Origin of the sequence: Enterococcus sp. DIV0174 (assembly GCF_050529065.1) — a bacterium.
Taxonomy (GTDB): Bacteria; Bacillota; Bacilli; order Lactobacillales; family Enterococcaceae; genus Enterococcus_B; species Enterococcus_B thailandicus.
The window spans coordinates 1,558,444-1,580,366 of record NZ_CP172881.1 but is presented as its reverse complement, the minus strand read 5'-3'; the positions used below and the strand labels follow the sequence as shown (position 1 = coordinate 1,580,366).

Genomic DNA, 21,923 nt, shown 5'->3' with positions numbered 1-21,923 from the left:
AAAAGAGGTGAGTAAGATGGAGCTTACACAGACAGACTTTGTTCTATGTCCGAAGTTTGAGAAAACTTTCTCGATTTTGGGGAAAAAATGGAACGGGTTGATTATTGATGTACTACTAGAAAATGGTCCGCAACGCTTTGTTGATCTTGCTGCAAAGATTCCGATGGTTAGCGATCGAGTATTAGTTGAACGTCTAAAAGAGTTAGAAAAAGAAGGAATTGTTACTCGAAATATTTCCTGTAATGAATCCAATCGTTCTGAATATCTTTTGACTGAAAAAGGAGCAGACTTACAAAATTCAATCAAACAGTTACAAGTTTGGAGTGAAAAGTGGGTCACTGAGGAAGAATGCAGTTGATTTCAGGACAAAATTCTTGTAGAATTGATTTTGTAAATTGTAAATAAAAAAAGAACCATGACGAAAAAGAGTAGTTTGGCTAAACCAGATCAGGGAGATTTGTCATAGACTGAAAGCAAATTCTGTGTTTGAAAAATGAAGTTCACTTTCTGAGTTCGCCTAGTTTTTGATACTGGGCCGGCAATTGTCGTTAATCAAGTAAGTGTGTGAGTAGCTGATAGCTTTACTCACAAATTAGGATGGTATCGCGAAGACCTCGTTCCTTGATAGGAATGAGGTCTTTTTTTTGTATTTGAATTTGAAGGAGGAAAAAAGCAATGTCTTTACAAGCACAACTCGAAAGCTTGAAAGAAGCAACGATTGTTAAAATTACTGCCGCACAGGATTTGAAAGAATTAAATCAAATCCGCGTGGAAACTTTAGGGAAAAAAGGCCCGATTACCGAAGTTCTTCGTGGAATGAAAGATCTTAGTCCAGAAGAAAGACCAAAAGTAGGTAGTTTTGCTAATGAAATTCGTGACTTATTAACGGCAGAAATTGAACGTAAAAAAGAAGTTCTTGAAGAAGAAGCGTTGAATGCTGCTTTAGCAAAAGAAACACTCGATGTGACTTTACCTGGTCGTCAAGTAAAACAAGGAACACGCCATATCTTGACGCAAATTATGGAAGAAATTGAAGATATTTTTGTGGGAATGGGTTACCAAATCGTTGAAGGTTATGAAGTGGAGTCAGACCACTATAACTTTGAACGAATGAATTTACCAAAAGATCACCCAGCACGAGATATGCAAGATACGTTTTATATTTCCGAAGATATTTTGATTCGTACACACACTTCACCTGTTCAAGCGCGAACAATGGAAAAACATGATTTTTCAAAAGGTGCATTACGGATGATCTCACCTGGGAAAGTTTTCCGTCGTGATACTGATGATGCTACTCATAGCCATCAGTTCCATCAAATTGAAGGTCTTGTGATTGATAAAAATGTAACAATGGGTGACTTGAAAGGGACACTGGAAGTTGTTATGAAGAAAATGTTTGGGGAAGATCGTAAAATTCGTTTACGTCCAAGCTATTTCCCATTCACTGAACCTTCAGTGGAAGTAGATGTTAGCTGTTTCAAATGCGGAGGCAAGGGTTGTAATGTCTGCAAATATACTGGCTGGATTGAAATCTTAGGTGCTGGAATGGTTCATCCTAATGTTTTAGAGATGTCAGGAATTGATCCAAATGAGTATTCAGGATTTGCTTTTGGACTTGGACCAGATCGCGTAGCAATGTTACGTTACGGCGTCAACGATATCCGTAATTTCTATCAAAATGACTTGCGTTTCTTAAGTCAGTTCAAGGGGGAGTAAAAAAGGATGTTAGTTTCATATAAATGGTTAAACCAATATGTTGATTTATCGGCAGTGACACCACAAGAATTAGCAGATAAGATGTCTGTTACTGGTATTGAGGTCGAAGGGATCGAAGTACCAGAAGAAGGTTTGAAAAAAATCGTCGTTGGTGAAGTAAAGGAATGTGTACCACATCCTGATTCTGATCACTTATCCATTTGCCAAGTAGATATTGGTGAAGATGAATTGTCTCAAATCGTTTGTGGTGCACCAAATGTTAAAGCGGGCATCAAAGTCATTGTGGCTTTACCAAATTCACGGATTGCTGGCAATGTGAAGATTAAAAAAGGAAAAATGCGCGGAGAAGTATCCAACGGGATGATCTGTGCATTACAAGAAATTGGTTTTTCTGATAGCGTAGTACCAAAAGAATATGCAGAAGGTATCTATTATCTTCCAGCAGGGGCTGTGAATGGTGAACCAGTATTTTCATATCTAGGCATGGACGATTCAATTATTGAATTATCCATTACACCAAACCGTGCAGATGCACTATCCATGCGTGGTGTTGCCTATGAAGTTGGCGCAATCTATCGTCAAACACCAACATTCGATGATGAAAAATTAACTGAAGTTGATCGTTTGGCAAGTGAAAAAATCACTGTGACTGTAGAGGACAAAGAGCTTGTTCCAGCATATCAAATTCGGGTAATTGAAGGAGTCAAAATTCAGCCAAGCCCACAATGGTTGCAAAACCTTTTAATGAACGAAGGAATTCGTCCAATCAACAACGTAGTTGATGTAACAAATTATATCCTGTTATTGTTTGGGCAACCATTACATGCATTTGATTACGACAAACTTGGTTCAAAGGAAATCGTTGTTCGTCATGCCAAAGAAGCAGAAGAATTAGTGACACTTGATGGTGAAACACGTAAATTGACACCAGAAAACTTAGTGATTACTAATGGCGAGGTTCCTGTTGCTTTAGCAGGTGTCATGGGTGGATTGGATTCAGAAATCACTGAAACAACGACGACAGTAGCATTAGAAGCAGCTTTATTTGATCCAGTTTCGATTCGTCGAACAGCCAAACAATTCAATTTACGTAGTGAATCTTCTGCTCGTTTTGAAAAGGGAATCAATCATGCAACGATTGCTGAAGCAAATGATGTTGCGGCAGCTATGATCGTTGCACTTGCTGGAGGCGAAGTTCTAACAGGTGCAGTAGCTGGTGCGGAAGTAACAGTTGAAGATGTAACAGTTCCAATCACATTACAACGAATCAACCAGTATTTAGGTACAAAATTGACTAGCGCAGAAGTGAACGAAATTTTTGAAGCACTTGGTTTTGATTATCAAGAAACCAATGAAACGTATTCTGTTGTTGTTCCACCAAGACGTTGGGATATTCAAATTGAAGCAGACATCATTGAAGAAGTTGCGCGTATCTATGGATATGATCGCTTGCCATCAACGTTGCCAAGTGGAGAAACAGTTGCTGGAAGCTTGACAGCAGAGCAGACAGGCACACGAACAATTCGTACATTGCTTGAAGGCAGTGGGTTGAATGAAGCGATTAGTTATGCCTTGACGACTGAAGAAAAGTCTCGTCAATTCGCAATGAAAGAAACGAATATTACTCGTTTAGACTGGCCAATGAGTGAAGAGCGTTCGGTTCTTCGGATGAACTTGATTAGTGGGTTACTGGACAATGTTAACTACAACGTCGCGCGTAAAAATACTGATGTTGGTTTCTATGAAGTAGGACGTGTATTCTATCAAGAAAATGATCCTTTGACTCATTTACCACAAGAAGTAAAACATCTTGCGTTAGCTATTTCTGGTACATGGCAAGAAAAAGATTGGCAAACAAAAGCAGAAACAGTTGATTTCTTTACAATTAAAGGATTGTTAGAAAACATTTTTGCTCAATTAGCTATCACTGAACAAATTAGCTATCAAGCAACTACAATGCCAGAAATGCATCCAGGGCGTACGGCTGCTATCTATCTTGGTGAACAATACCTTGGGTTTGTTGGTCAAGTTCATCCAACAATTGCCAAAGCGTATGACATTCCAGAAACGTATGTTGCAGAATTAGATTTAGTTTCAATAATTGAAGCAGCACAAGCAGGCATTACTTATCATGCTGTGACAAAATTTCCAGCAGTGAGTCGAGACATTGCTTTGCTAGTGAAAGAAGAAGTAACAAACCAAGAATTGGAAACAGTGATCAAAGCATCCGCTGGTAAATTCTTAACAGGAATCCAATTATTTGATGTTTATCAAGGTGAGAACATCGAAGCAGGAAACAAATCGATGGCGTATAGTTTGACATTTGTAAATCCTGAAGCAACATTGACTGATGAAGAAATCAATAAAGCTATGGATAAAGTAACCAATGCGTTAACAGAAAACTTGCACGCAAGTATTCGTTAAGTCTTTTCTTATTCAGAAAAACCCAGCCACGAATCAGACAGGAAAGTCTAACTCGTGGCTGGGTTTTATTTAGTAAAAAGTGAGAGCCAAAATAGAAAATATTTTGGCTCTCACTTTTTTGATTTTGAAAGTTAGTTAAAATAATTGATTCCCATCGCAGATTTTACTTCTGCTAAAGTTTCTGCCGCAACTTCTTTTGCAGCTAGACTGCCTTGACGTAACATTTCCATGACAGCTGCTGGATCTTTTTCAAACGTTTCACGACGTGCACGAATTGGTGCAAATTCAGCTTCTAAAACGTCAATCAAGTAACGTTTAATTTTCACATCACCAAGTCCACCACGACGATAATGAGCTTTCATTTCTTCAATTGCTTCTTTATCTGTTCCAAAGACATCCAGATAAGTGAACACCATGTTTCCTTCTACTTGACCAGGATCTTCCACATGGATGTGGTTTGGATCGGTGTACATGCTCATGACTTTTTTCTGAACAACGTCTGCTGGGTCAGCAATGTAAATACCATTGCCCAAGGACTTACTCATTTTACCATTGCCATCAATTCCAGGTAAACGTCCCATGCCTTTTGGAGGGAAGACGCCTTTTGGTTCAACCAGAACTTGACCGTACGTATTGTTGAAACTTTGGACGATTTCTTGTGTTTGTTCCAACATTGGTTTTTGATCTTCGCCAACAGGAACTAAATTTGCTTTGAAAGCTGTGATGTCAGCAGCTTGTGAGATCGGATAAACAAAAAAACCAGTTGGAATACTTTCACCGAATTTCTTTTGTTCGATTTCTGATTTCACTGTGGGGTTTCGTTTCACGCGACCAACGCTGACTAAGTTCATGTAATACATGGCTAGCTCAGATAGCTCAGGAATTTGTGATTGGATAAATAAAGTTGTTTTGGTCGGATCAAGACCAACAGCTAAGTAATCCAATGCGACTTGTAGCACATTAGATGAAACTTTTTCAGGATTTTTTGCATTATCTGTTAAAGCTTGCATGTCAGCAATCATGACAAACAATTGATTGTTTTCGTCTGCTTGCATTTCCACACGCGTTTTTAAAGAACCGACATAATGGCCAAGATGTAATCTTCCCGTTGGACGGTCTCCAGTCAATATAATATTTTTCAAAAAAGACACCTCTTTACGATTTGTAAGACTAGCACTTTATATCTTACCGTTTTTTTTTAGAAGAAACAACTATTCAAACGAAAAAACGCGGAAAGGATGCAGGGAAAAACGAAGAGCGTCAAACATTCAAAAACAGAGGATATTTGTAGAAAATAACGTAGAAACTTTACATTTCCCTTTATTATCATATATAATATGTTTCATTAGGTATCTTTAAAAGAAATCTTACTAAATAATAATGGGAGTGTAATGATATGGCAATGATTGAATTTAAGAACGTGGAAAAGTACTATGGGAAATTCCATGCTTTGAAGAATATTAACCTCGAATTTGCGAAGGGGGAAGTAGTTGTTGTCATTGGGCCTTCAGGTTCTGGGAAAAGTACAATGCTGCGTTGCATCAATGGCTTAGAAACTATTTCTTCAGGACAACTACTGATAAATAACAAAGATTTAAGAGATAAACAGACAAAATTAACAGAAGTACGTAAAAATATCGGGATGGTTTTTCAACATTTTAATTTATATCCTAATAAAACTGTACTAGAAAACATCACACTAGCACCAATTAAAGTATTGAAGCAAGATCAAGCAACGGCAATCAAAAATGCTGAAAAGTTTTTAGATACGGTCAATATGTTAGACAAAAAAGATTCTTATCCATCCATGCTGTCTGGTGGGCAACAGCAACGTGTTGCTATTGCTAGAGGTTTAGCGATGAATCCAGAGATGCTATTATTTGATGAACCAACTTCAGCGCTGGATCCGGAAATGATTGGGGATGTGCTAGACGTTATGAAGAAGTTAGCGAGAGAGGGCATGTCAATGATCGTGGTTACACATGAAATGGGATTTGCAAAAGAAGTAGCAGATCGAGTAATCTTCATGGCTGAAGGTGAAGTGTTAGAAGACAGTCGTGACGTAAAAGGATTCTTTGACAATCCACAGGAAGAACGCGCGCAACAATTTATTAGCAAAGTAATCAACCATTAAAATTTAGGAGGAATTGTATGAAAAAGCAAAAAAGCTTTCGCTTACTCTTTCTGTTAAGTATCGTGCTACTTGCACTGGTTGGCTGTAAAAGCACAAGCGTAGCGGACGAAAATATCGCAGAAAGAGTCAAAGAAACAAATAAGATTACCTGGGGTGTCAAATATGATACTCGTTTATTTGGCATGATGGACATCAAGTCTGGTGAAGTTCAAGGTTTTGATATCGATATTGCAAAAGCTATCACCAAGAAAATACTTGGTGAAGATGGGCAAGCTGATTTTATCGAAGTAACATCGAAAACTAGGATTCCGTTGTTGAAAAATGGAAATATTGATGCAATCATCGCAACGATGACCATCACGGATGAACGAAAAAAACAAGTTGATTTTTCAGATGTTTATTTTGATGCTGGACAATCATTGCTAGTCAAAAAAGGGAGCAGTATCCAAAGCGTGACTGATTTGGATGCTTCGACAACAGTTTTGGCTGTCAAAGGTTCGACCTCAGCAGCAAATATTCGTGAACATGCACCAGATGCAAAGATTTTAGAACTAGAAAATTATGCAGAGGCGTTTACGGCACTTCAGTCAGGTCAAGGTGATGCGATGACGACTGATAATGCGATCCTTTTAGGAATGGCGGCTGAAAACCCAGCGTATACGTTAGTTGGGGGAACCTTCACCAATGAGCCTTATGGCATTGCAATCAACAAAGGGCAAGAAGAATTTTTAGGTAAGGTCAATCAAGCATTAGCAGAAATGATTGCTGATGGTACGTATGATGAAATTTATCAACGCTGGTTTCCAAATGAAACAGATGGCAAAGTTGATTAAGGAGGAGCAATATGAGTGAATTGATACAAACTTATGGAGCGACCTTTGCAGAAGGATTCAAAATTACAATTTTTTCCAGTGTTTTGGCGCTCGTAGCTAGTTTAGTTATTGGAACATTGATGGCGATTTTTCAGTTATCAAAAAATAAATTAGTCAATGGTCTGGCAAAAGCTTACGTTGAGTTTTTCCGAAATATTCCATTACTGATTATTGTCATGTTTTTCTATGTAGTTGTACCTATGTATTGGCTACAATTGAACGGTTTTCAAGCCGGAACCATTGGTTTAACGATTTATACATCCGCGTTTATTGCGGAAACGGTTCGTTCAGGAATCCAAACGGTTCCTAGTGGACAAATGGAAGCGGGGCTTTCTTCAGGTTTTACTTATTCAGAAACGATGCGCTACATCGTATTGCCTCAAGCTTTTAAAATAGTTATTCCACCGTTAGGAAATCAGTTTATCAATTTAGTGAAAAACTCATCTATTTTAGCAATGGTTGCAGGATTAGATTTGATGTATCAAGGTGACTTGATTGCCAGCGAAACATTCAATACATTTGATACCTATATTATTGTTGGTCTATTTTATTTGATTATTACGTTGCCCCTTTCTTATTTGATGGTTCATCTTGAGAAAAAATGGGCAGTTCGTTCATAGAAGGAGGAAGTTGAATGGATTTTAGTGGTGCTTTTTCATGGATGAATATCCGTTTTTTACTAGAGGGATTGAAAGTGACCGTCGAAGTTTCATTGGTCTCAATCATTTTTAGTTTTTTGATTGGTGGCTTAACTGGTGTGATCCGTTTTGCGAATATTCCTTATTTATCCAAAATTGTTGGTTTGGTGATTGATGTCATTCGAAATCTGCCATTGTTACTAATCATTTTCTTCACGTATTTTGCTTTACCCCAAGTGGGAATCCAAATGAATATCTTTTGGTCAGCAGTTGCTGCGTTGACGATTTTTGAATCAGCAATGCTCTCAGAAATATTCCGCGCAGGTTTGAATGCCGTGCCAAAAGGACAAATGGAAGCAGGGCTATCAACTGGATTGACTTATGTTGAAACGATGCGGACGATAGTCATGCCTCAAGCATTTAAATCAATGATTCCCGCAATTGTCAGTCAATTGATTTCATTAATTAAAGATACGTCATTAGCCGTAATTATTTCTTTACCAGAGTTGACGCACCAAGCGCGAATCATTTATGGGCAAAATACGAATTATGTTTTACCGATGTTTGTAGCAATGACGTTGATGTACTTTGTCATTTGTTACGCACTCTCATTATTATCGGGCTTTTTGGAGCGACGAAAATATAGTTATTAAAAAAAACCTCAAATTCTTTGTTGAAAAATGAACAAAGGGTTGAGGTTTTTTCTTTGTAAAAGAAGAGTGATAAGCAAGCTTTGTAAGAAGTTCAAGACTTGAAAAATTGTACCAAAAAGTCCACAATAGACAGATAGAATGAAATCAAAAAAAAGGATGGGTTCCATTGTCAGATAATCGCCCAATAGGTTTTATTGATTCAGGTGTTGGCGGCCTTACAGTTGTCAAAGAAGCACTGAAACAATTGCCAAATGAAAATATTTTATATGTAGGAGATACTGCGCGTTGTCCATATGGTCCGCGACCTGCAGAACAAGTGATTCAATTTACTTGGGAAATGACTAACTATTTGGTCGATCAAGGAATCAAAATGCTTGTGATCGCTTGTAACACTGCAACTTCAGTGGCTCTAGAAGAAATCAAAGCGACATTGCCTATTCCTGTGATTGGAGTTATCCTTCCGGGAACGCGTGCTGCTTTAAAAGCAACGAAAAATCAACAAGTAGGAGTGATTGCAACATTAGGTACGGTTAAAAGTGGTGCCTATGAATCAGCACTCAAAGAAAAAGCACGGGAATTGACCGTTAGTAGCTTACCTTGTCCAAAGTTTGTTTCAGTGGTGGAAAGTAATGAGTATCATTCCTCTGTTGCAAAGAAAATCGTAGCAGAAACTTTAGCACCACTGCTAACCAAAAAGTTAGATACACTTATTTTGGGTTGTACTCACTATCCATTGTTACGCCCAATCATTCAAAATGTAATGGGAGAAAGTGTGACTTTGATCGACTCAGGTGCAGAGACTGTTGGAGAAGTTTCTATGTTACTCGATTATTTTGAAATCAGTAACGCGCCCGTTCCAGGACGAACAATCAGCAAGTTTTACACAACAGGTTCACCTAAATTGTTTAAAGAAATTGCCCAAGACTGGTTACCGCTTGATGAGTTAGAAGTGGAACATATCGAATTAGGAGGAAAATAGCGCATGCGTCATGATGGAAGAAAAGCACAAGAATTAAGAAAAATTGATATTCGTACCAATGTATTCAAACACCCCGAAGGATCAGTGGTCATCAGTTTTGGTGACACAGAAGTGATTTGTTCTGCGACAATTGAAGCTTCTGTTCCGCCGTTTTTGCGAGGAACTGGTACAGGTTGGGTCACTGCGGAATACAGCATGCTTCCTCGAGCAACAAATACTAGAAATCGTCGTGAAAGCAGTAAAGGAAAATTAACTGGTCGAACGATGGAAATCCAACGATTAATTGGCCGCTCTTTGCGCGCAGTCGTCGATTTGGAAAAATTAGGTGAAAGAAGCATCATCGTTGATTGTGATGTAGTTCAAGCTGACGGCGGAACACGCACAGCAAGTATTACAGGTGCTTTTGTCGCTTTAACATTAGCGGTTGAGAAACTGGTCAGAGAAAAAGAAGTGACAGAAGATCCCTTGAAAGAACACTTGGCTGCCATTAGTGTGGGAATCTTGCCTGATGGTCAATGCGTAGCAGATTTAGATTACGAAGAAGATTCTGCAGCGTTGGTTGATATGAATCTAGTAATGACTGAATCTGGCAAATTTGTGGAAATTCAAGGAACGGGTGAAGAGGCAACTTTTGATGGTGAACAATTAAATGACATGCTTTTTTATGGGAAATCAGCAATCGAACAGCTGATTGCAGAGCAAAAGCATGCGTTGTTGACTGAACTTTCAACTGAAGCAAGTCAAGCGCCAGAAGTAGCAAAAACAATCGTCATTGCAACAAAAAATCCCGGAAAAGCGGAAGAATTCCGCCAAATGTTTGGCAAAGAAGGATATGCAGTCAAAACCTTGTTTGACTATCCTGAAATACCAGATGTAGAAGAAACAGGGAAAACCTTTGAAGAAAATGCTCGCTTAAAAGCTGAAACAATTGCACAGATTTTAAAGCAGCCTGTATTAGCAGATGATTCTGGTTTGAAAGTCGATGCATTAGGTGGGATGCCAGGTGTTTATTCCGCACGTTTTGCAGGAGAACCAAAAAGTGATGCAGGAAACAATGCAAAATTATTGCATGAGTTAACAGATGTCCCCAATGAACAACGAACAGCACAATTTCATTGCACATTAGTCTTTGCAGCACCTGATAAAGATAGTTTGGTGGTGGAAGCAGAGTGGCCCGGGAAAATTGCTAGAATTCCTGAGGGAGAAAATGGATTTGGTTATGATCCGTTGTTCATTCCAGACGGTTCAACGCAAACAGCTGCGGAAATGTCTAGCGAGGAAAAAAATCAAGTAAGTCATCGCGGACAAGCAATGAAAAAATTGAGCCAAAAATGGCAACAGTGGTTGGAAGGAGCAAAATAAATGCGCTATTTAGTTGTAAGTGATAATCATGGTGACCGTGATATTTTGGTGGATTTAGTCAAACGCTATCGTTCAAAAGTTGACTTTTTCTTTCATTGTGGAGATTCAGAATTACCTGCAGACGATTCATTGTGGGAAAATTTTCAGGTTGTCCAAGGAAACTGTGATTACGGTCCAGGGTTTGAAGCAAAGAAGGTCATCAATACTGGTCGTGACACCATTTATCTTACCCATGGACATCTGTCGAACGTTCGTTTTGATTTGACTCAGTTAGCTCTAGAAGCTCAATCAGTAGAAGCCAATATGGCATTTTTTGGTCACACACATCAGATTGGTTGTGAGGTGGAAAATGGCATTTTATTTTTAAATCCCGGTAGTATTTCACAACCACGCGGACCCATTCAAATTCCATCGTATGCAATCATTGAAAGTTTAGCCGATGAGATCAATGTGCACTATTATAATCGCGCACATCAACCAGTAGAAGAATTAGTTTTTCACTTTTCTCGCTGATTTTATGGATTAATTTCTAATTTTTGCTAAAAATTCATCATTTCTTTATGGATTTTGCATCCGGTTTCGGTAAAATAAAGTTGTTGAACAAATAAGAATGGAGGCCACTCGATGATTGGACCTGTAGTAAGAGAACTGCTGTTGGAAAATCAAGACACATTTTTGATTCCTGCAGAAAACGTAGCAAATGTTCTTTATCAACACCCGCTTTCTCATGGCTTACTTGTTTTGTCGAAAGTCGGATATTCAAAAATTCCTGTTTTGGACAAAAACGATCGCTTTGTCGGATTGATTAGTTTATCTGATGTAGTGAATAAAATGTTGGATTTGCAAAATATCAGCATGGAACCATTAGAGGGCTTGACGGTCGCAGATGTGATGGAAGTTGGCGTTACGACAGTTGACGAAAACTGGGAGCTAGAAGATGTGTTGCATTTGTTAGTTAATTCACCTTTTCTACCCGTTGTCACAGAAGAAAAAGTTTTTAAAGGAATCATCACTCGAAAAGAACTATTAAAAGCGGTGAATTTCATGGTCCATGAATTAGAGAGACGAAATATTTTGACTTCTAAAACTGAAGGACTAAAAGAAACGATCAATCTGTTAAATTAAAAAAACAATCATTTTATTTTATTGGTTATTTTAAATGTGAAATGGTTGATTGAAGGCAGACAGGACAAAGGTTTTTGTCACTGTCTGTTTTTTTGTTGTGCAACTTAATAACCAAACTGCCAAGCATATTTATTTCCAAAACAAAAGTAAGCGGTTACAATGTAACTATCAAATCAGAGGAGATTCATTTATGAAAAAGCTTGGTAAAGTTTTATTGTTGGTTTTGGTCGGGATTGGATTATTCGGTTTTAGTCTTCCTGGGTTTGCACATGGCTATGTGACACAACCTGGTAGTCGTGCCTATTTTGGAACAGCAGCTGCGGGGAACTTGAATCAAAACGTTGGTCGTGCACAGTGGGAACCACAAAGTATTGAAGCATTGAAAAATACATTTATCGACGGAAAAATCGCAAGTGCTGGTGTGACAGGTTTTGAGCCTTTAGATGAACAAACAGCGACTCGTTGGCATAAGAGTCAAATCAATACAGGTTCATTAAATGTTTCTTGGACATTAACTGCACAGCATCGAACAAGTACTTGGGATTATTACATGACTAAACCAGGTTGGAATCCTAATCAGCCATTAAAATTTAGCGATTTCGAACAAATTGGTCAAGTAAATGACAATGCGACAGTACCACCAAAATTGGTTAATCATACTATCTCTGTTCCACAAAACCGCAATGGTTATCACCTTATTCTAGCCGTTTGGAATATTAGTGATACAGTAAATGCTTTCTATCAAGTCATGGACGTAAATGTTCAATAAAAAATGAATACAAAAAGAGATTACAAATTGTGCCTGATTTCAAAGTCTAGCTTTGGAGGGATGGTACATAAGTTATCATTTCTTTTTATCATTTAAGAGTCCGAAACTTTTCTGTTTTTGACTCTTTTTTTGGTATACTTGTATTTGGTTGATATCAAAAAATATGAAGCTATTAACTATAAAAAATAATTTTAACTGTAGTAATCAATGAAGAAAAATAATTTTTACTAGTATTGTTAATCAAGAGATATTAACTATTAGCTAGAGAAGGGAAAAATAGTTGTTAGACTTTTCAGATTTACTTATAAAGCACCAAGACTCGTTTATCTATGTTGATAATCGAAAAAGAACAAGCGATATTTTGAAACAACTTGTTGATCTGGAAGAAAAACCAATTGATTTTCTTCCGCAAAAACGGATTGAATGATTAGAAAACAATATCATTCATTCAATCCACTTTGATAAATCAAAAGGCGTTTCACTCAAACTTTTCTTTGTAATAGACAATGAAAAAGTAGAAACTATTATCAGCACCCATACTTTATTCAAAGTGTGACAGATCCTTTCCTACAAGATAAGCGAATATATATTTTTCTTGATGAATCAGTTGGTATGGTTGAAACAAATAGTTCTCTGCTAGGATTTGATGCTAAAATTCTTTCTGGTATTTCACCGAAAAGTGTTGAAAAAAAAGACAGCTATTTTATGGATTATATTTCAGCATTTGAACTAAGAGCCGAAATAAATAAAAATGTAAACTGATTGTTGAATGAAGCTGTTACACGAAGTATGTGTCACATTCGATGTATGGAGAAATCATAGAAAAAAGGAGAAAAAGAGTAGCTACTCTTTTTCTCCTTTTTTTGTTGCTACACGGATAGTATTTACTCGTGTAGCAACAAATAGTTCTTGCATTCATTTTCTAAAAACTAAATGAAATAAAACGAGCTTTTTATTCAATACACAAATGAATTTGGAATTCTTTTATGGATGACAGGAGCCCATTTGTTAATGTTTAACCCACCGTTCCGACTGGCGTATTCGGAATCGTAAATCCAGCTGTCGTCAATGCTTGAACATATGCACTAAGGAATTCCTCTTTTAAGACATGTTGTTTGCCGTTTAGTGCGTAACAAATTGTTCGAATCGCAAAGTTACTATTACCTAAATCAACAAGTCCGAAAATCGTTGGTTCAGTTTGCAACTCATTTTGATATTTTTCTGCCAGCTGTTGATTGACTTGTTGAATGACAGCTTGAATTTTATCATAGCCTTCTTCAGGGACGATTCGGATATCTAAACGAACTAACATATTTGCCCGTGATAAATTACTAATCGTGGTGATATTTCGATTGGGAATATAGTGAACAGTTCCATCTGTTGCTTTTAACTGTAACGTACGAATCCCCACGGAAACAACAGTGCCTTCAATGGACAAATTTGCTAACTGGATATAATCACCAACATCCATTTGCTGCTCCATGATGATAAAAAAACCGGTAATCATATCATTCATGAAGCCTTGTGCACCTAAACCAATGGCAACCCCGGCGATTCCGGCACCCGCCAATAAGGAACCAATCGGCACACCGATGACGGACAACAACGCATAGATAAAGAAGAAGCCAAGTGTATAATGGAAAATTGTATGAAGTAAACTGTGGAGAGTTTTTAAACGACTCTCGTTCAAACTGGCTTTTTTGGAATATTGGCTAAATGACTTATCAAGTAAGTATTTTCCAATTTTGCTCAAAACACTAAAAAGAATTACTAGAAAAATCAGATAAAGTGTTTTTTCGATAAACGTTGCAAGGATCGCGTCCCAATCAATCTCATTCCAAAATCGTTGGAAAGCATTTACTTGCTGGACAGCTTGGTCGGTAATTGTTTCACTTGATGATGTTTTTGTTTCTGTTATTTGTGCTAAATACATAGAATCCTCTTTTCTTTCACTCGTTCTTTGTAACATTGTATCAAGAAGTAGAAAAAAAGAAAATGGAAGAGAAAAAGTGTTTTTCAAAATAAAAATGACAAACAACTAAGCGAATGGTAAAATATGGAGAAAAACATGAAGGGGACACGAATATGCAAATAGATTGGAATAATCTTGGGTTTTCATATATCAAAACACCTTGGCGCTACATTGCTAAATGGAAAGATGGAGAATGGAGCAAAGGTGAGTTAACAGAAGATAATTACTTAACGATTCACGAAGGATCACCTGCGTTACATTACGGGCAACAATGTTTTGAAGGATTAAAAGCGTATCGTCGAAAAGATGGAAAAATCAATCTATTTCGTCCTGAACAAAATAGTCGCCGAATGAACCAAAGTGCACGTCGTTTATTGATGCCAATGGTTCCGGAAGAAATGTTTGTGGATGCAGTCAAGGAAGTTGTCAAAGCGAACGAGGAATTCGTACCACCTTATGGAACAGGTGCAACGTTATACCTGCGACCTTTATTGATTGGTGTAGGAGAAAATATTGGTGTGCACCCAGCACCAGAATATTTATTTGTTGTCTTCTGTACGCCTGTTGGTGCTTATTTCAAAGGTGGATTAAAACCAACGAACTTTATCGTTTCCGATTACGATCGTGCTGCACCAAAAGGAACAGGAGCAGCTAAAGTGGGCGGGAACTATGCAGCTAGCTTATTACCTGGAACACAAGCACATGAATTAGACTATTCTGATTGTGTGTACTTAGATCCAGCGACGCATACAAAAATTGAAGAAGTTGGCGCGGCGAATTTCTTTGGAATTACAAAAGATGGAAAATTCATCACACCACAATCACCATCTATTTTACCAAGTATCACCAAATATTCGTTGCTGCAGCTTGCTGAAGAACGTTTAGGGATGGATGCCATCGAAGGAGACGTCTTCATTGACAAGCTTGATGAATTTGCAGAAGCAGGTGCGTGTGGGACTGCGGCAGTTATTTCACCAATTGGCGGAATCTATCATGATAATCAACTCCATGTTTTCTACAGTGAAACTGAAGTGGGGCCTGTAACTAAACGTTTATATGACGAATTAACTGGCATTCAATTTGGTGACGTAGAAGCACCTGAGGGTTGGATCCAAGTAGCGGACTAGCACAAAGAAAAATACAAAGAAGCTGGAGAGTTATTTTCCAGCTTCTTTTGTTGTTACTCAATCAAATAGTAGGTGAAAAAAAGCGGGTGACGCATCAGCGCCAACCGCTTTTTTATCAGTTGTTTCTAAATAATGCTAACGATTTTTATGATAAGTGAACACCTTTGTCCACATAAACGATATCACCAATCATACCGCTTGAAAGTGGACTAATCAAGAACGCGCAAGCATTGCCGACTTCTTCAATTGTGACACCTTGTTGATCTGGTGTACGTGATTCAGATAGTTGAATTAGTTTTTGGTAATCTTTGACGCCTGTCACAGCTAAAGTTTTAATTGCACCAGCAGAAATTCCGTTGACACGTATACCTTTTGGTGAAAGTTCTGCAGCCAAGTAACGAATGGCTGCTTCAAGTGATGCTTTAGCGATTCCCATCATGTTGTAGTTTGGAATTGCACGTTCAGATCCAAGATAAGACATGCTGACGATTCCGCTGTTTTGTGCTAAATATTTTTGCGCATATTTTGTGACAGCGATTAGGGAATAGCTACTGATATCTTGTGCTAATTGATAACCATCTCTGGAGATATCTGAAACATTTCCTGATAATTCTTCTTTATTTGCATAAGCGATTGCGTGAACAAGTCCGTGAATCTCACCAGCGTAAGCGCCGATAGCGTCCATTGCTTGCTCGATACTCTCGTCACTAGCGACATCACACTCGACAGTAAAAGCATCTTCACCAACTAATTTTAGTAAAGATTTTTTCATGCGTTCATTTTGATAAGTATAGATGATTTCTGCTCCTTGTTTTTGCATAGCTTCGGCACAGCCCCACGCAATACTCTTTTTGTTTGCGACGCCCATAATGACGATTTTTTTCCCTTTTAAAAATGACATATTGACTCTCCTTTGTTTCGCGAAAAATTTCGTTGTCTAGTAAAAAAATAAAATAAAAAGATAAGTGCTTAAAAGAAAATAACTTCCTTGATTTCTTATTATTAGGCAAAATGCTTTGATTGTCAAACTATTTTTTTGATATTAAAAAAAAGATTGCTAAATAATTAGGAATATGATACTTTGATAATCAAAGTAATAAATGAATTGGCATTTGCCTGAAATGAAAGAAGGAGCATATATATGTCTTATGTTTTATCTGCTACAGAAGTTATGGATTTGATTCCTAATCGCTACCCGATTTGTTATATTGATTACGTGGACACATTAGAGCCAGGAAAGAAGATCGTTGCGACGAAAAATGTCACAATTAATGAAGATTTTTTCCAAGGTCATTTTCCAGATAATCCAGTGATGCCGGGAGCCTTGATTTTAGAAACTTTGGCGCAAGCTGGTTCAATTTTAATTTTGAAATCAGAAGAATTTTTAGGGAAACGTGCCTACATTGGGGGAATCAATAAAGCAAAATTCCGTCAAAAAGTTGTACCAGGTGATGTAATGAAGTGTCACTTTGAAATCACAAAATTAAAGGGAGCTGTGGGTACTGCACTTTCAGCTGCATACGTTGATGACAAAAAAGTTTGCGAATGTGAATTTACTTTTATCGTAAACCAAGATGCTTAATACTTAATTTTTTAATTTAGGCAAAGCAAAAGAGGAGAAGACTTATCAGAAAAGTCTTCTCCTCTTTTTAATGATTTATTTTGTTTCAGCTTCTTGTAAAACTTTGATACTTTCGATTTTTACGTCAGTTGTTGGTTTGTTATTGCTGCCAGTTTCAACTTGCGCGATTTTATCAACGACATCCATTCCTTCGATTACTTGACCAAAGACAGTATAGTGACCGTCTAAACTTGGATAACCACCTTTTTTATACGCATCGATAATTGCGCGAGGGTAATCCTCTTTTAGTAAGCCGTCGTGTACGTCATCAGAATTTTGAACGATAAAGAATTGGCTACCATTACTGTTTGGATTATCGGAGCGTGCCATTGAAAGAGCACCGCGAATATTGTATAACCGATTCGAAACCTCTGTTTCAAATCCTTCTCCCCAAATACTTTCACCACCAGTGCCATCACCTTTTGGATCGCCACCTTGAATCATGAAGTCTTTGATCACTCGATGGAAAGTTAAGCCATCATAGTAACCATCTTTGGCGTGCGTCATAAAATTTTCAACTGCTTTTGGTGCTAATTCAGGGAACAATTTGATTTTGATTGTTCCTTCGCTAGTGGTCATTTCGACTAATGATTCATTTGCAGCAACTTCGTTCGTTAATTGGGGTAATTCCAAAGCGTTGAGGTCAACGCTACTTTCAGTCGTGCTTTCTGCAGTACTTGCTTTTGTGCTTGAAGTAGTTGTTTGATTGGTTGAACAGCCTGCAACAACGAGTAGAGCTGCAGCCAGTCCAAGAGTTAACATTAATTTTTTCTTTTTCATATCTGGATCCTTTCTTCTTTAAAAATAGTCTACATTTATGATAGCAAACTCTTGAACAAAAACCTAATGAAAATTAGTAAGCGATTTTTCTTTTTGAAAGCTTTGGTAAAAGGTGTAGACCATTTGTGTCATGTTTGTTATAATGTAAGTGGATACAAAAAAGCAAACCGCTAGGAGGCAATAGGATTATGGGAAAACTTGGAGTTTCGATTTACCCAGAACGCTCAACATTTGAAAAGGATAAAGCATATTTAGATTTAGCACATAAATATGGATTTAAACGTGTGTTTACAAGCTTGCTACAAGTGAATGATAACAAAGAGCAAGTATTAGCCGAATTTACAAAAGTAGTCGACTATGCGAATAGCTTAGGAATGGAAGTAATGGTAGATATCAATCCTGCCTTATTTGAACAACTTGAGATTTCTTATGATGATTTATCATTCTTTGATGAAATGGGCGCTTATGGCGTACGTTTAGATATTGGTTTTACGGGTGCAGAAGAAGCGAAGATGACACGTAACCCATATGGAATCAAAATTGAAATCAATATGAGTTCTGGAACAAACTACGTGGATAACATCATGAGTTATTCACCAAACACAAATAATTTATTGGGATCTCATAACTTTTACCCACATCGCTATTCTGGTTTGAGTTACGATCACTTTGTTTATTGTTCAGAAAAATTCAGAAAATATAATTTGAATACGATGGCATTTGTGAATTCACAAGTTGCCACTTTTGGTCCATGGCCAACACAAGATGGGTTGTGTTCATTAGAAGACCATCGTGATTTAGAAATTTCAACGCAAGTAAAACATTTGATGTTAACTGGCTTGATTGATGATATTTCTGTTGGGAACGCTTATGCAAGTGAGGAAGAATTAAAAGCAATGGCAGAAGCTTTCAATGCAGATTATCCAACATTAAAAGTCGATGTAGAAGAAGGCATTACCGAAGACGAACGTATTTGCTTGTTTGATAACTTACACAGCTATCGAGGAGATCGTTCAGAATATATTTTACGTTCGACAATGACTCGTGTTTATTACAAAGATAAACCTTTCCCAGCTCATAATACTCGTGACATGGCTCACGGAGATGTTTTGATTGATAATGTTGGCTACGGTCAGTACAAAGGTGAAACACAAATTGCTTTGAAAGAAATGAAAAATGACGGTCGTGTAAATGTAGTCGGCCGAATTTCAGCAGATGAATTATTCTTGCTTGATTTCTTGAAACCTTGGTCAAGCTTTAAATTGATTGAAAATGTGAAGTAAGGTTGTGGCACCAAGCGATTAGCTCCGAAAAGATAGCGAGCAGACACTCAAAATAGCATTTCATATTTTGAAGTGATTGTGAGCTATGTCGAGGAGTTGCTTGGGGAACACCGTGAATAAGGTTGTGGTTCCAAGCGGTCAACTTCAAGCAATAAATTAAAAGAGGCAAGTAAGCTTTCAAAAATAGCTTTTTACCATCAAGTACTTCAAAAAGGATCAGGACACGTAAATGTCTTGGTCCTTTTTATTTATCGAATCAATTTGCATCAAACAAAAACATTGATTATACTTAGGATTAAATTTATTCGTTCAGTGATTTATTTTTAATTTAAGTGATAGGAGAAAAGTGGAGAACATGAAACTTTGGGTGAAAATTAGTATTGGCGTGATCCTGATAGTAACGATTGGGTTAGGTTTTGCAGCAAATTATTTTTATAATTATGCAATCGTTCCAGCGCCAAAAGACTTTATTGGCGAAGATACACCTGGTACTACAAAAACGGCAGAAGAAACTGCAACGCAAACGTGGTTCAAAGCAAAAGAAAATCGTACGCATTGGACGATCGAATCAGATGATCAACTAAAACTTTCTGCGATTTATCTGCCTGCAGCAAAACCAAGTAGCCAGACAGTGATTGCGGCGCACGGCTATATGGGCGATGCTGAAACGATGGCAAACTATGCTAAAATTTTCCATGATTTAGGCTACAATGTCTTACTCCCAGATGCACGAGGACATGGAAAAAGTGAAGGAAATTATATTGGATTTGGCTGGCCAGAAAGAAAGGACTATGTAAAGTGGATCAACAAAGTTCTTGAAACAAATGGAAAACAAGAAGAAATTGCTCTTTATGGAATCAGCATGGGTGGTGCAACGGTGATGATGACCAGTGGAGAGCAGCTTCCTAAAAATGTGAAAGCAATCATTGAGGATTGTGGCTATTCTTCTGTAAATGAAGAACTTTCATACCAACTAGCAGACATGTTTAATCTACCGGCATTTCCATTGATGCCTGCGACTAGTTTAATGACGAAAGTCCGAGCAGGTTATTCTTTTAATGAAGCAAGTGCAGTCAAACAATTGAAGAAAAACCAAACGCCAATGCTCTTTATTCACGGTGATGAAGATACGTTTGTTCCGTTTGAAATGTTAAATGAAGTCTATGAAGCGACCAATGTTCCAAAAGAAAAATATATCGTAAAAGGGGCGGAGCATGCTAAGGCATATGCTATTGACCCAGAAAAATATCAGCAAGTAGTAAAAGATTTCCTAGTGAAGTATTTTTAAGTATGTGATGATGAATCAAGTGGTTCAGTGTAATAACTATAAAAAGAGCCGAGACACCTGTCTCAGCTCTTTTTAGTATGGTAAGAAATTTTGATTGGAAAATTTCTTATAAGTTAGCAAATTTTTCTAATAAACGAATCATTTGGCAAGTGAAGCCATATTCGTTATCGTACCAAGCAACAGTTTTAACAAGTTGGTAATCACCAGCTGAAGTTACTTCTGTTTGTGTTGGGTCGAAGATTGAACCTTGAGTTGTTCCGATTACATCACCAGAAACGATTTCGCGGTCATCATAACCAAATGATGGGTTGTCAATTGTATGTTTTTTAATTGCTTCATTGACTTCATCAGCGGTTACTTTTGTTTTTAAGATTGATACTAATTCTGTTAATGAACCATCAACAACAGGGACACGTTGAGCATGACCTTGTAATTTGCCGTTCAATTCAGGAATAACTAAACCGATTGCTTTTGCAGCACCAGTTGAGTGAGGAATTGTGTTGTCAGCAGCAGAGCGAGCAGCACGCAAGTTTCCACCTTTTACTGGTCCATCTAATAACATTTGTGTTGAAGTATAAGCATGGACAGTTGTCATTGTACCAACTTCGATACCAAATTCGTTATTTAAGAAATAAGCCATTGGTGCCAAGCAGTTAGTTGTACATGATCCAGCAGAGATGATTTTATCACTTGCGTCTAAAGTGTCATCATTTACGTTATAAACGATTGTTTTCATTGCGCCAGCTGGGGCAGAGATCACAACGCGTTTAACGCCTGCGTTCAAGTGAGCTTGTGCTTTTTCTTCTGAAGTATAAAAACCAGTACATTCTAGTACGATGTCTACTCCGTTTTCTTTTACCCAAGGGATTTTACTTGCATCAGGTTCAGCATAAACACGAGTTGCTTCCCCATCAACCACGATTGAGTCTTCTGTAGCAGTAACTGTTCCAGGATAAGTACCATGTGTTGAATCGAATTGTAATAATTGTGCTAACATAGTTGGACTTGTTAAGTCGTTGATTGCAACTACTTCGATGTCATCAGATACTTCTTTGATACGACGATACGCTAAGCGTCCAATACGTCCGAATCCATTAATACCTACTTTTACTGTCATAATCAAAAGTTCCTCCTTTAATTTAAGGGCTGTGAAAGTGCCGCAACCTCTCTTAATACG

Annotated in this window: 22 protein-coding genes and 1 other annotated feature; of the genes, 17 read left to right on the top strand and 5 right to left on the bottom strand. The window is 37.7% G+C overall.

What is annotated here, in order from left to right:
• Nucleotides 1-16: 16 nt before the first annotated feature.
• The 3 genes from IGJ93_RS07490 (at nucleotide 17) to pheT (ending at nucleotide 4,143) form a co-directional block, all read left to right on the top strand.
• Entirely contained in the window at nucleotides 17-358 is a 342-nt protein-coding gene (locus IGJ93_RS07490) for a winged helix-turn-helix transcriptional regulator (RefSeq protein ID WP_067482388.1), read from the top strand.
• A gap of 48 nt (nucleotides 359-406) precedes the next feature.
• Nucleotides 407-625: a binding site (T-box leader), on the top strand.
• 50 nt (nucleotides 626-675) lie between these two features.
• Nucleotides 676-1,719: a phenylalanine--tRNA ligase subunit alpha gene (gene pheS / locus IGJ93_RS07485; RefSeq protein ID WP_067482386.1), complete on the top strand. Its 1,044-nt coding sequence runs from the start codon at nucleotides 676-678 to the stop codon at nucleotides 1,717-1,719.
• A 6-nt stretch (nucleotides 1,720-1,725) separates the two neighbouring features.
• Entirely contained in the window at nucleotides 1,726-4,143 is a 2,418-nt protein-coding gene (pheT, locus tag IGJ93_RS07480) for a phenylalanine--tRNA ligase subunit beta (protein WP_075491719.1), read from the top strand.
• A 131-nt stretch (nucleotides 4,144-4,274) separates the two neighbouring features.
• Here the strand turns inward: pheT and trpS are convergent, their stop codons facing one another.
• The gene (trpS, locus tag IGJ93_RS07475; RefSeq protein WP_075491717.1) at nucleotides 4,275-5,285 is read right to left on the bottom strand and encodes a tryptophan--tRNA ligase; all 1,011 of its coding nucleotides are present in this window, start codon (nucleotides 5,283-5,285) and stop codon (nucleotides 4,275-4,277) included.
• Between the two features lie 254 nt (nucleotides 5,286-5,539).
• Here trpS and IGJ93_RS07470 point away from each other — a divergent pair, with 254 nt between their 5' ends.
• From IGJ93_RS07470 to IGJ93_RS07425, 10 genes are all read left to right on the top strand, one after another.
• Nucleotides 5,540-6,277: an amino acid ABC transporter ATP-binding protein gene (locus tag IGJ93_RS07470; RefSeq protein WP_067482379.1), complete on the top strand. Its 738-nt coding sequence runs from the start codon at nucleotides 5,540-5,542 to the stop codon at nucleotides 6,275-6,277.
• A 17-nt stretch (nucleotides 6,278-6,294) separates the two neighbouring features.
• Entirely contained in the window at nucleotides 6,295-7,110 is an 816-nt protein-coding gene (locus IGJ93_RS07465; protein WP_071868993.1) for a transporter substrate-binding domain-containing protein, read from the top strand.
• 11 nt (nucleotides 7,111-7,121) lie between these two features.
• Entirely contained in the window at nucleotides 7,122-7,769 is a 648-nt protein-coding gene (locus IGJ93_RS07460; RefSeq protein WP_067482375.1) for an amino acid ABC transporter permease, read from the top strand.
• A 14-nt stretch (nucleotides 7,770-7,783) separates the two neighbouring features.
• On the top strand, nucleotides 7,784-8,440 hold the full coding sequence (locus tag IGJ93_RS07455) for an amino acid ABC transporter permease (RefSeq protein WP_067482374.1): 657 nt from the start codon (nucleotides 7,784-7,786) through the stop codon (nucleotides 8,438-8,440).
• Nucleotides 8,441-8,606: 166 nt separating this feature from the next.
• On the top strand, nucleotides 8,607-9,419 hold the full coding sequence (racE, locus tag IGJ93_RS07450; protein ID WP_430596895.1) for a glutamate racemase: 813 nt from the start codon (nucleotides 8,607-8,609) through the stop codon (nucleotides 9,417-9,419).
• Nucleotides 9,420-9,422: 3 nt separating this feature from the next.
• On the top strand, nucleotides 9,423-10,781 hold the full coding sequence (gene rph / locus IGJ93_RS07445) for a ribonuclease PH (protein ID WP_067482370.1): 1,359 nt from the start codon (nucleotides 9,423-9,425) through the stop codon (nucleotides 10,779-10,781).
• Nucleotides 10,782-11,294 (top strand): metallophosphoesterase, encoded by a 513-nt coding sequence (locus IGJ93_RS07440; protein ID WP_067482368.1) that lies wholly within the window; start codon nucleotides 10,782-10,784, stop codon nucleotides 11,292-11,294. It begins immediately after the preceding gene.
• A 111-nt stretch (nucleotides 11,295-11,405) separates the two neighbouring features.
• Complete coding sequence (cbpB, locus tag IGJ93_RS07435; RefSeq protein WP_067482366.1) at nucleotides 11,406-11,906, top strand: cyclic-di-AMP-binding protein CbpB; 501 nt, start codon at nucleotides 11,406-11,408, stop codon at nucleotides 11,904-11,906.
• Between the two features lie 190 nt (nucleotides 11,907-12,096).
• On the top strand, nucleotides 12,097-12,675 hold the full coding sequence (locus IGJ93_RS07430) for a lytic polysaccharide monooxygenase (RefSeq protein ID WP_067482364.1): 579 nt from the start codon (nucleotides 12,097-12,099) through the stop codon (nucleotides 12,673-12,675).
• A 612-nt stretch (nucleotides 12,676-13,287) separates the two neighbouring features.
• Entirely contained in the window at nucleotides 13,288-13,437 is a 150-nt protein-coding gene (locus tag IGJ93_RS07425; protein WP_249024359.1) for a hypothetical protein, read from the top strand.
• Between the two features lie 253 nt (nucleotides 13,438-13,690).
• Here the strand turns inward: IGJ93_RS07425 and IGJ93_RS07420 are convergent, their stop codons facing one another.
• Nucleotides 13,691-14,608, bottom strand: coding sequence for a mechanosensitive ion channel family protein (locus IGJ93_RS07420; RefSeq protein ID WP_067482362.1), 918 nt, complete (start codon nucleotides 14,606-14,608; stop codon nucleotides 13,691-13,693).
• Nucleotides 14,609-14,721: 113 nt separating this feature from the next.
• On the opposite strand from IGJ93_RS07420, the gene IGJ93_RS07415 reads away from it, so the two are divergent.
• A complete protein-coding gene (locus IGJ93_RS07415; RefSeq protein WP_095803685.1) occupies nucleotides 14,722-15,774 on the top strand; it encodes a branched-chain amino acid aminotransferase in 1,053 nt (350 codons plus the stop codon).
• A 145-nt stretch (nucleotides 15,775-15,919) separates the two neighbouring features.
• Here the strand turns inward: IGJ93_RS07415 and fabI are convergent, their stop codons facing one another.
• The gene (gene fabI, locus IGJ93_RS07410; RefSeq protein WP_067482358.1) at nucleotides 15,920-16,675 is read right to left on the bottom strand and encodes an enoyl-ACP reductase FabI; all 756 of its coding nucleotides are present in this window, start codon (nucleotides 16,673-16,675) and stop codon (nucleotides 15,920-15,922) included.
• Between the two features lie 240 nt (nucleotides 16,676-16,915).
• On the opposite strand from fabI, the gene fabZ reads away from it, so the two are divergent.
• Nucleotides 16,916-17,356 (top strand): 3-hydroxyacyl-ACP dehydratase FabZ, encoded by a 441-nt coding sequence (fabZ, locus tag IGJ93_RS07405; protein ID WP_067482356.1) that lies wholly within the window; start codon nucleotides 16,916-16,918, stop codon nucleotides 17,354-17,356.
• A 75-nt stretch (nucleotides 17,357-17,431) separates the two neighbouring features.
• On the opposite strand, the gene IGJ93_RS07400 is transcribed toward fabZ, so the two are convergent.
• Nucleotides 17,432-18,175, bottom strand: coding sequence for a peptidylprolyl isomerase (locus IGJ93_RS07400; RefSeq protein ID WP_285700500.1), 744 nt, complete (start codon nucleotides 18,173-18,175; stop codon nucleotides 17,432-17,434).
• A 188-nt stretch (nucleotides 18,176-18,363) separates the two neighbouring features.
• Between IGJ93_RS07400 and IGJ93_RS07395 the strand changes: the two genes are divergently transcribed.
• Nucleotides 18,364-19,458, top strand: coding sequence for a DUF871 domain-containing protein (locus IGJ93_RS07395; protein ID WP_067482352.1), 1,095 nt, complete (start codon nucleotides 18,364-18,366; stop codon nucleotides 19,456-19,458).
• Nucleotides 19,459-19,813: 355 nt separating this feature from the next.
• Nucleotides 19,814-20,746, top strand: a complete 933-nt coding sequence (locus IGJ93_RS07390; protein WP_071868987.1) for an alpha/beta hydrolase — start codon at nucleotides 19,814-19,816, stop codon at nucleotides 20,744-20,746.
• Between the two features lie 106 nt (nucleotides 20,747-20,852).
• Here IGJ93_RS07390 and gap read toward each other — a convergent pair whose 3' ends face one another.
• The gene (gap, locus tag IGJ93_RS07385) at nucleotides 20,853-21,863 is read right to left on the bottom strand and encodes a type I glyceraldehyde-3-phosphate dehydrogenase (protein WP_067482348.1); all 1,011 of its coding nucleotides are present in this window, start codon (nucleotides 21,861-21,863) and stop codon (nucleotides 20,853-20,855) included.
• Between the last annotated feature and the right edge of the window lie 60 nt (nucleotides 21,864-21,923).

What these genes read in the sequence shown, in the direction of transcription:
- IGJ93_RS07490 (WP_067482388.1), top strand. Translation starts at nt 17, where the DNA reads ATGGAGCTTACACAGACAGACTTTGTTCTATGTCCGAAGTTTGAGAAA.
- pheS (WP_067482386.1), top strand. Translation starts at nt 676, where the DNA reads ATGTCTTTACAAGCACAACTCGAAAGCTTGAAAGAAGCAACGATTGTT.
- pheT (WP_075491719.1), top strand. Translation starts at nt 1,726, where the DNA reads ATGTTAGTTTCATATAAATGGTTAAACCAATATGTTGATTTATCGGCA.
- IGJ93_RS07470 (WP_067482379.1), top strand. Translation starts at nt 5,540, where the DNA reads ATGGCAATGATTGAATTTAAGAACGTGGAAAAGTACTATGGGAAATTC.
- IGJ93_RS07465 (WP_071868993.1), top strand. Translation starts at nt 6,295, where the DNA reads ATGAAAAAGCAAAAAAGCTTTCGCTTACTCTTTCTGTTAAGTATCGTG.
- IGJ93_RS07460 (WP_067482375.1), top strand. Translation starts at nt 7,122, where the DNA reads ATGAGTGAATTGATACAAACTTATGGAGCGACCTTTGCAGAAGGATTC.
- IGJ93_RS07455 (WP_067482374.1), top strand. Translation starts at nt 7,784, where the DNA reads ATGGATTTTAGTGGTGCTTTTTCATGGATGAATATCCGTTTTTTACTA.
- rph (WP_067482370.1), top strand. Translation starts at nt 9,423, where the DNA reads ATGCGTCATGATGGAAGAAAAGCACAAGAATTAAGAAAAATTGATATT.
- IGJ93_RS07440 (WP_067482368.1), top strand. Translation starts at nt 10,782, where the DNA reads ATGCGCTATTTAGTTGTAAGTGATAATCATGGTGACCGTGATATTTTG.
- cbpB (WP_067482366.1), top strand. Translation starts at nt 11,406, where the DNA reads ATGATTGGACCTGTAGTAAGAGAACTGCTGTTGGAAAATCAAGACACA.
- IGJ93_RS07430 (WP_067482364.1), top strand. Translation starts at nt 12,097, where the DNA reads ATGAAAAAGCTTGGTAAAGTTTTATTGTTGGTTTTGGTCGGGATTGGA.
- IGJ93_RS07425 (WP_249024359.1), top strand. Translation starts at nt 13,288, where the DNA reads ATGGTTGAAACAAATAGTTCTCTGCTAGGATTTGATGCTAAAATTCTT.
- IGJ93_RS07420 (WP_067482362.1), bottom strand. Translation starts at nt 14,608, where the DNA reads ATGTATTTAGCACAAATAACAGAAACAAAAACATCATCAAGTGAAACA.
- IGJ93_RS07415 (WP_095803685.1), top strand. Translation starts at nt 14,722, where the DNA reads ATGGTAAAATATGGAGAAAAACATGAAGGGGACACGAATATGCAAATA.
- fabI (WP_067482358.1), bottom strand. Translation starts at nt 16,675, where the DNA reads ATGTCATTTTTAAAAGGGAAAAAAATCGTCATTATGGGCGTCGCAAAC.
- fabZ (WP_067482356.1), top strand. Translation starts at nt 16,916, where the DNA reads ATGTCTTATGTTTTATCTGCTACAGAAGTTATGGATTTGATTCCTAAT.
- IGJ93_RS07400 (WP_285700500.1), bottom strand. Translation starts at nt 18,175, where the DNA reads ATGAAAAAGAAAAAATTAATGTTAACTCTTGGACTGGCTGCAGCTCTA.
- IGJ93_RS07395 (WP_067482352.1), top strand. Translation starts at nt 18,364, where the DNA reads ATGGGAAAACTTGGAGTTTCGATTTACCCAGAACGCTCAACATTTGAA.
- IGJ93_RS07390 (WP_071868987.1), top strand. Translation starts at nt 19,814, where the DNA reads ATGAAACTTTGGGTGAAAATTAGTATTGGCGTGATCCTGATAGTAACG.
- gap (WP_067482348.1), bottom strand. Translation starts at nt 21,863, where the DNA reads ATGACAGTAAAAGTAGGTATTAATGGATTCGGACGTATTGGACGCTTA.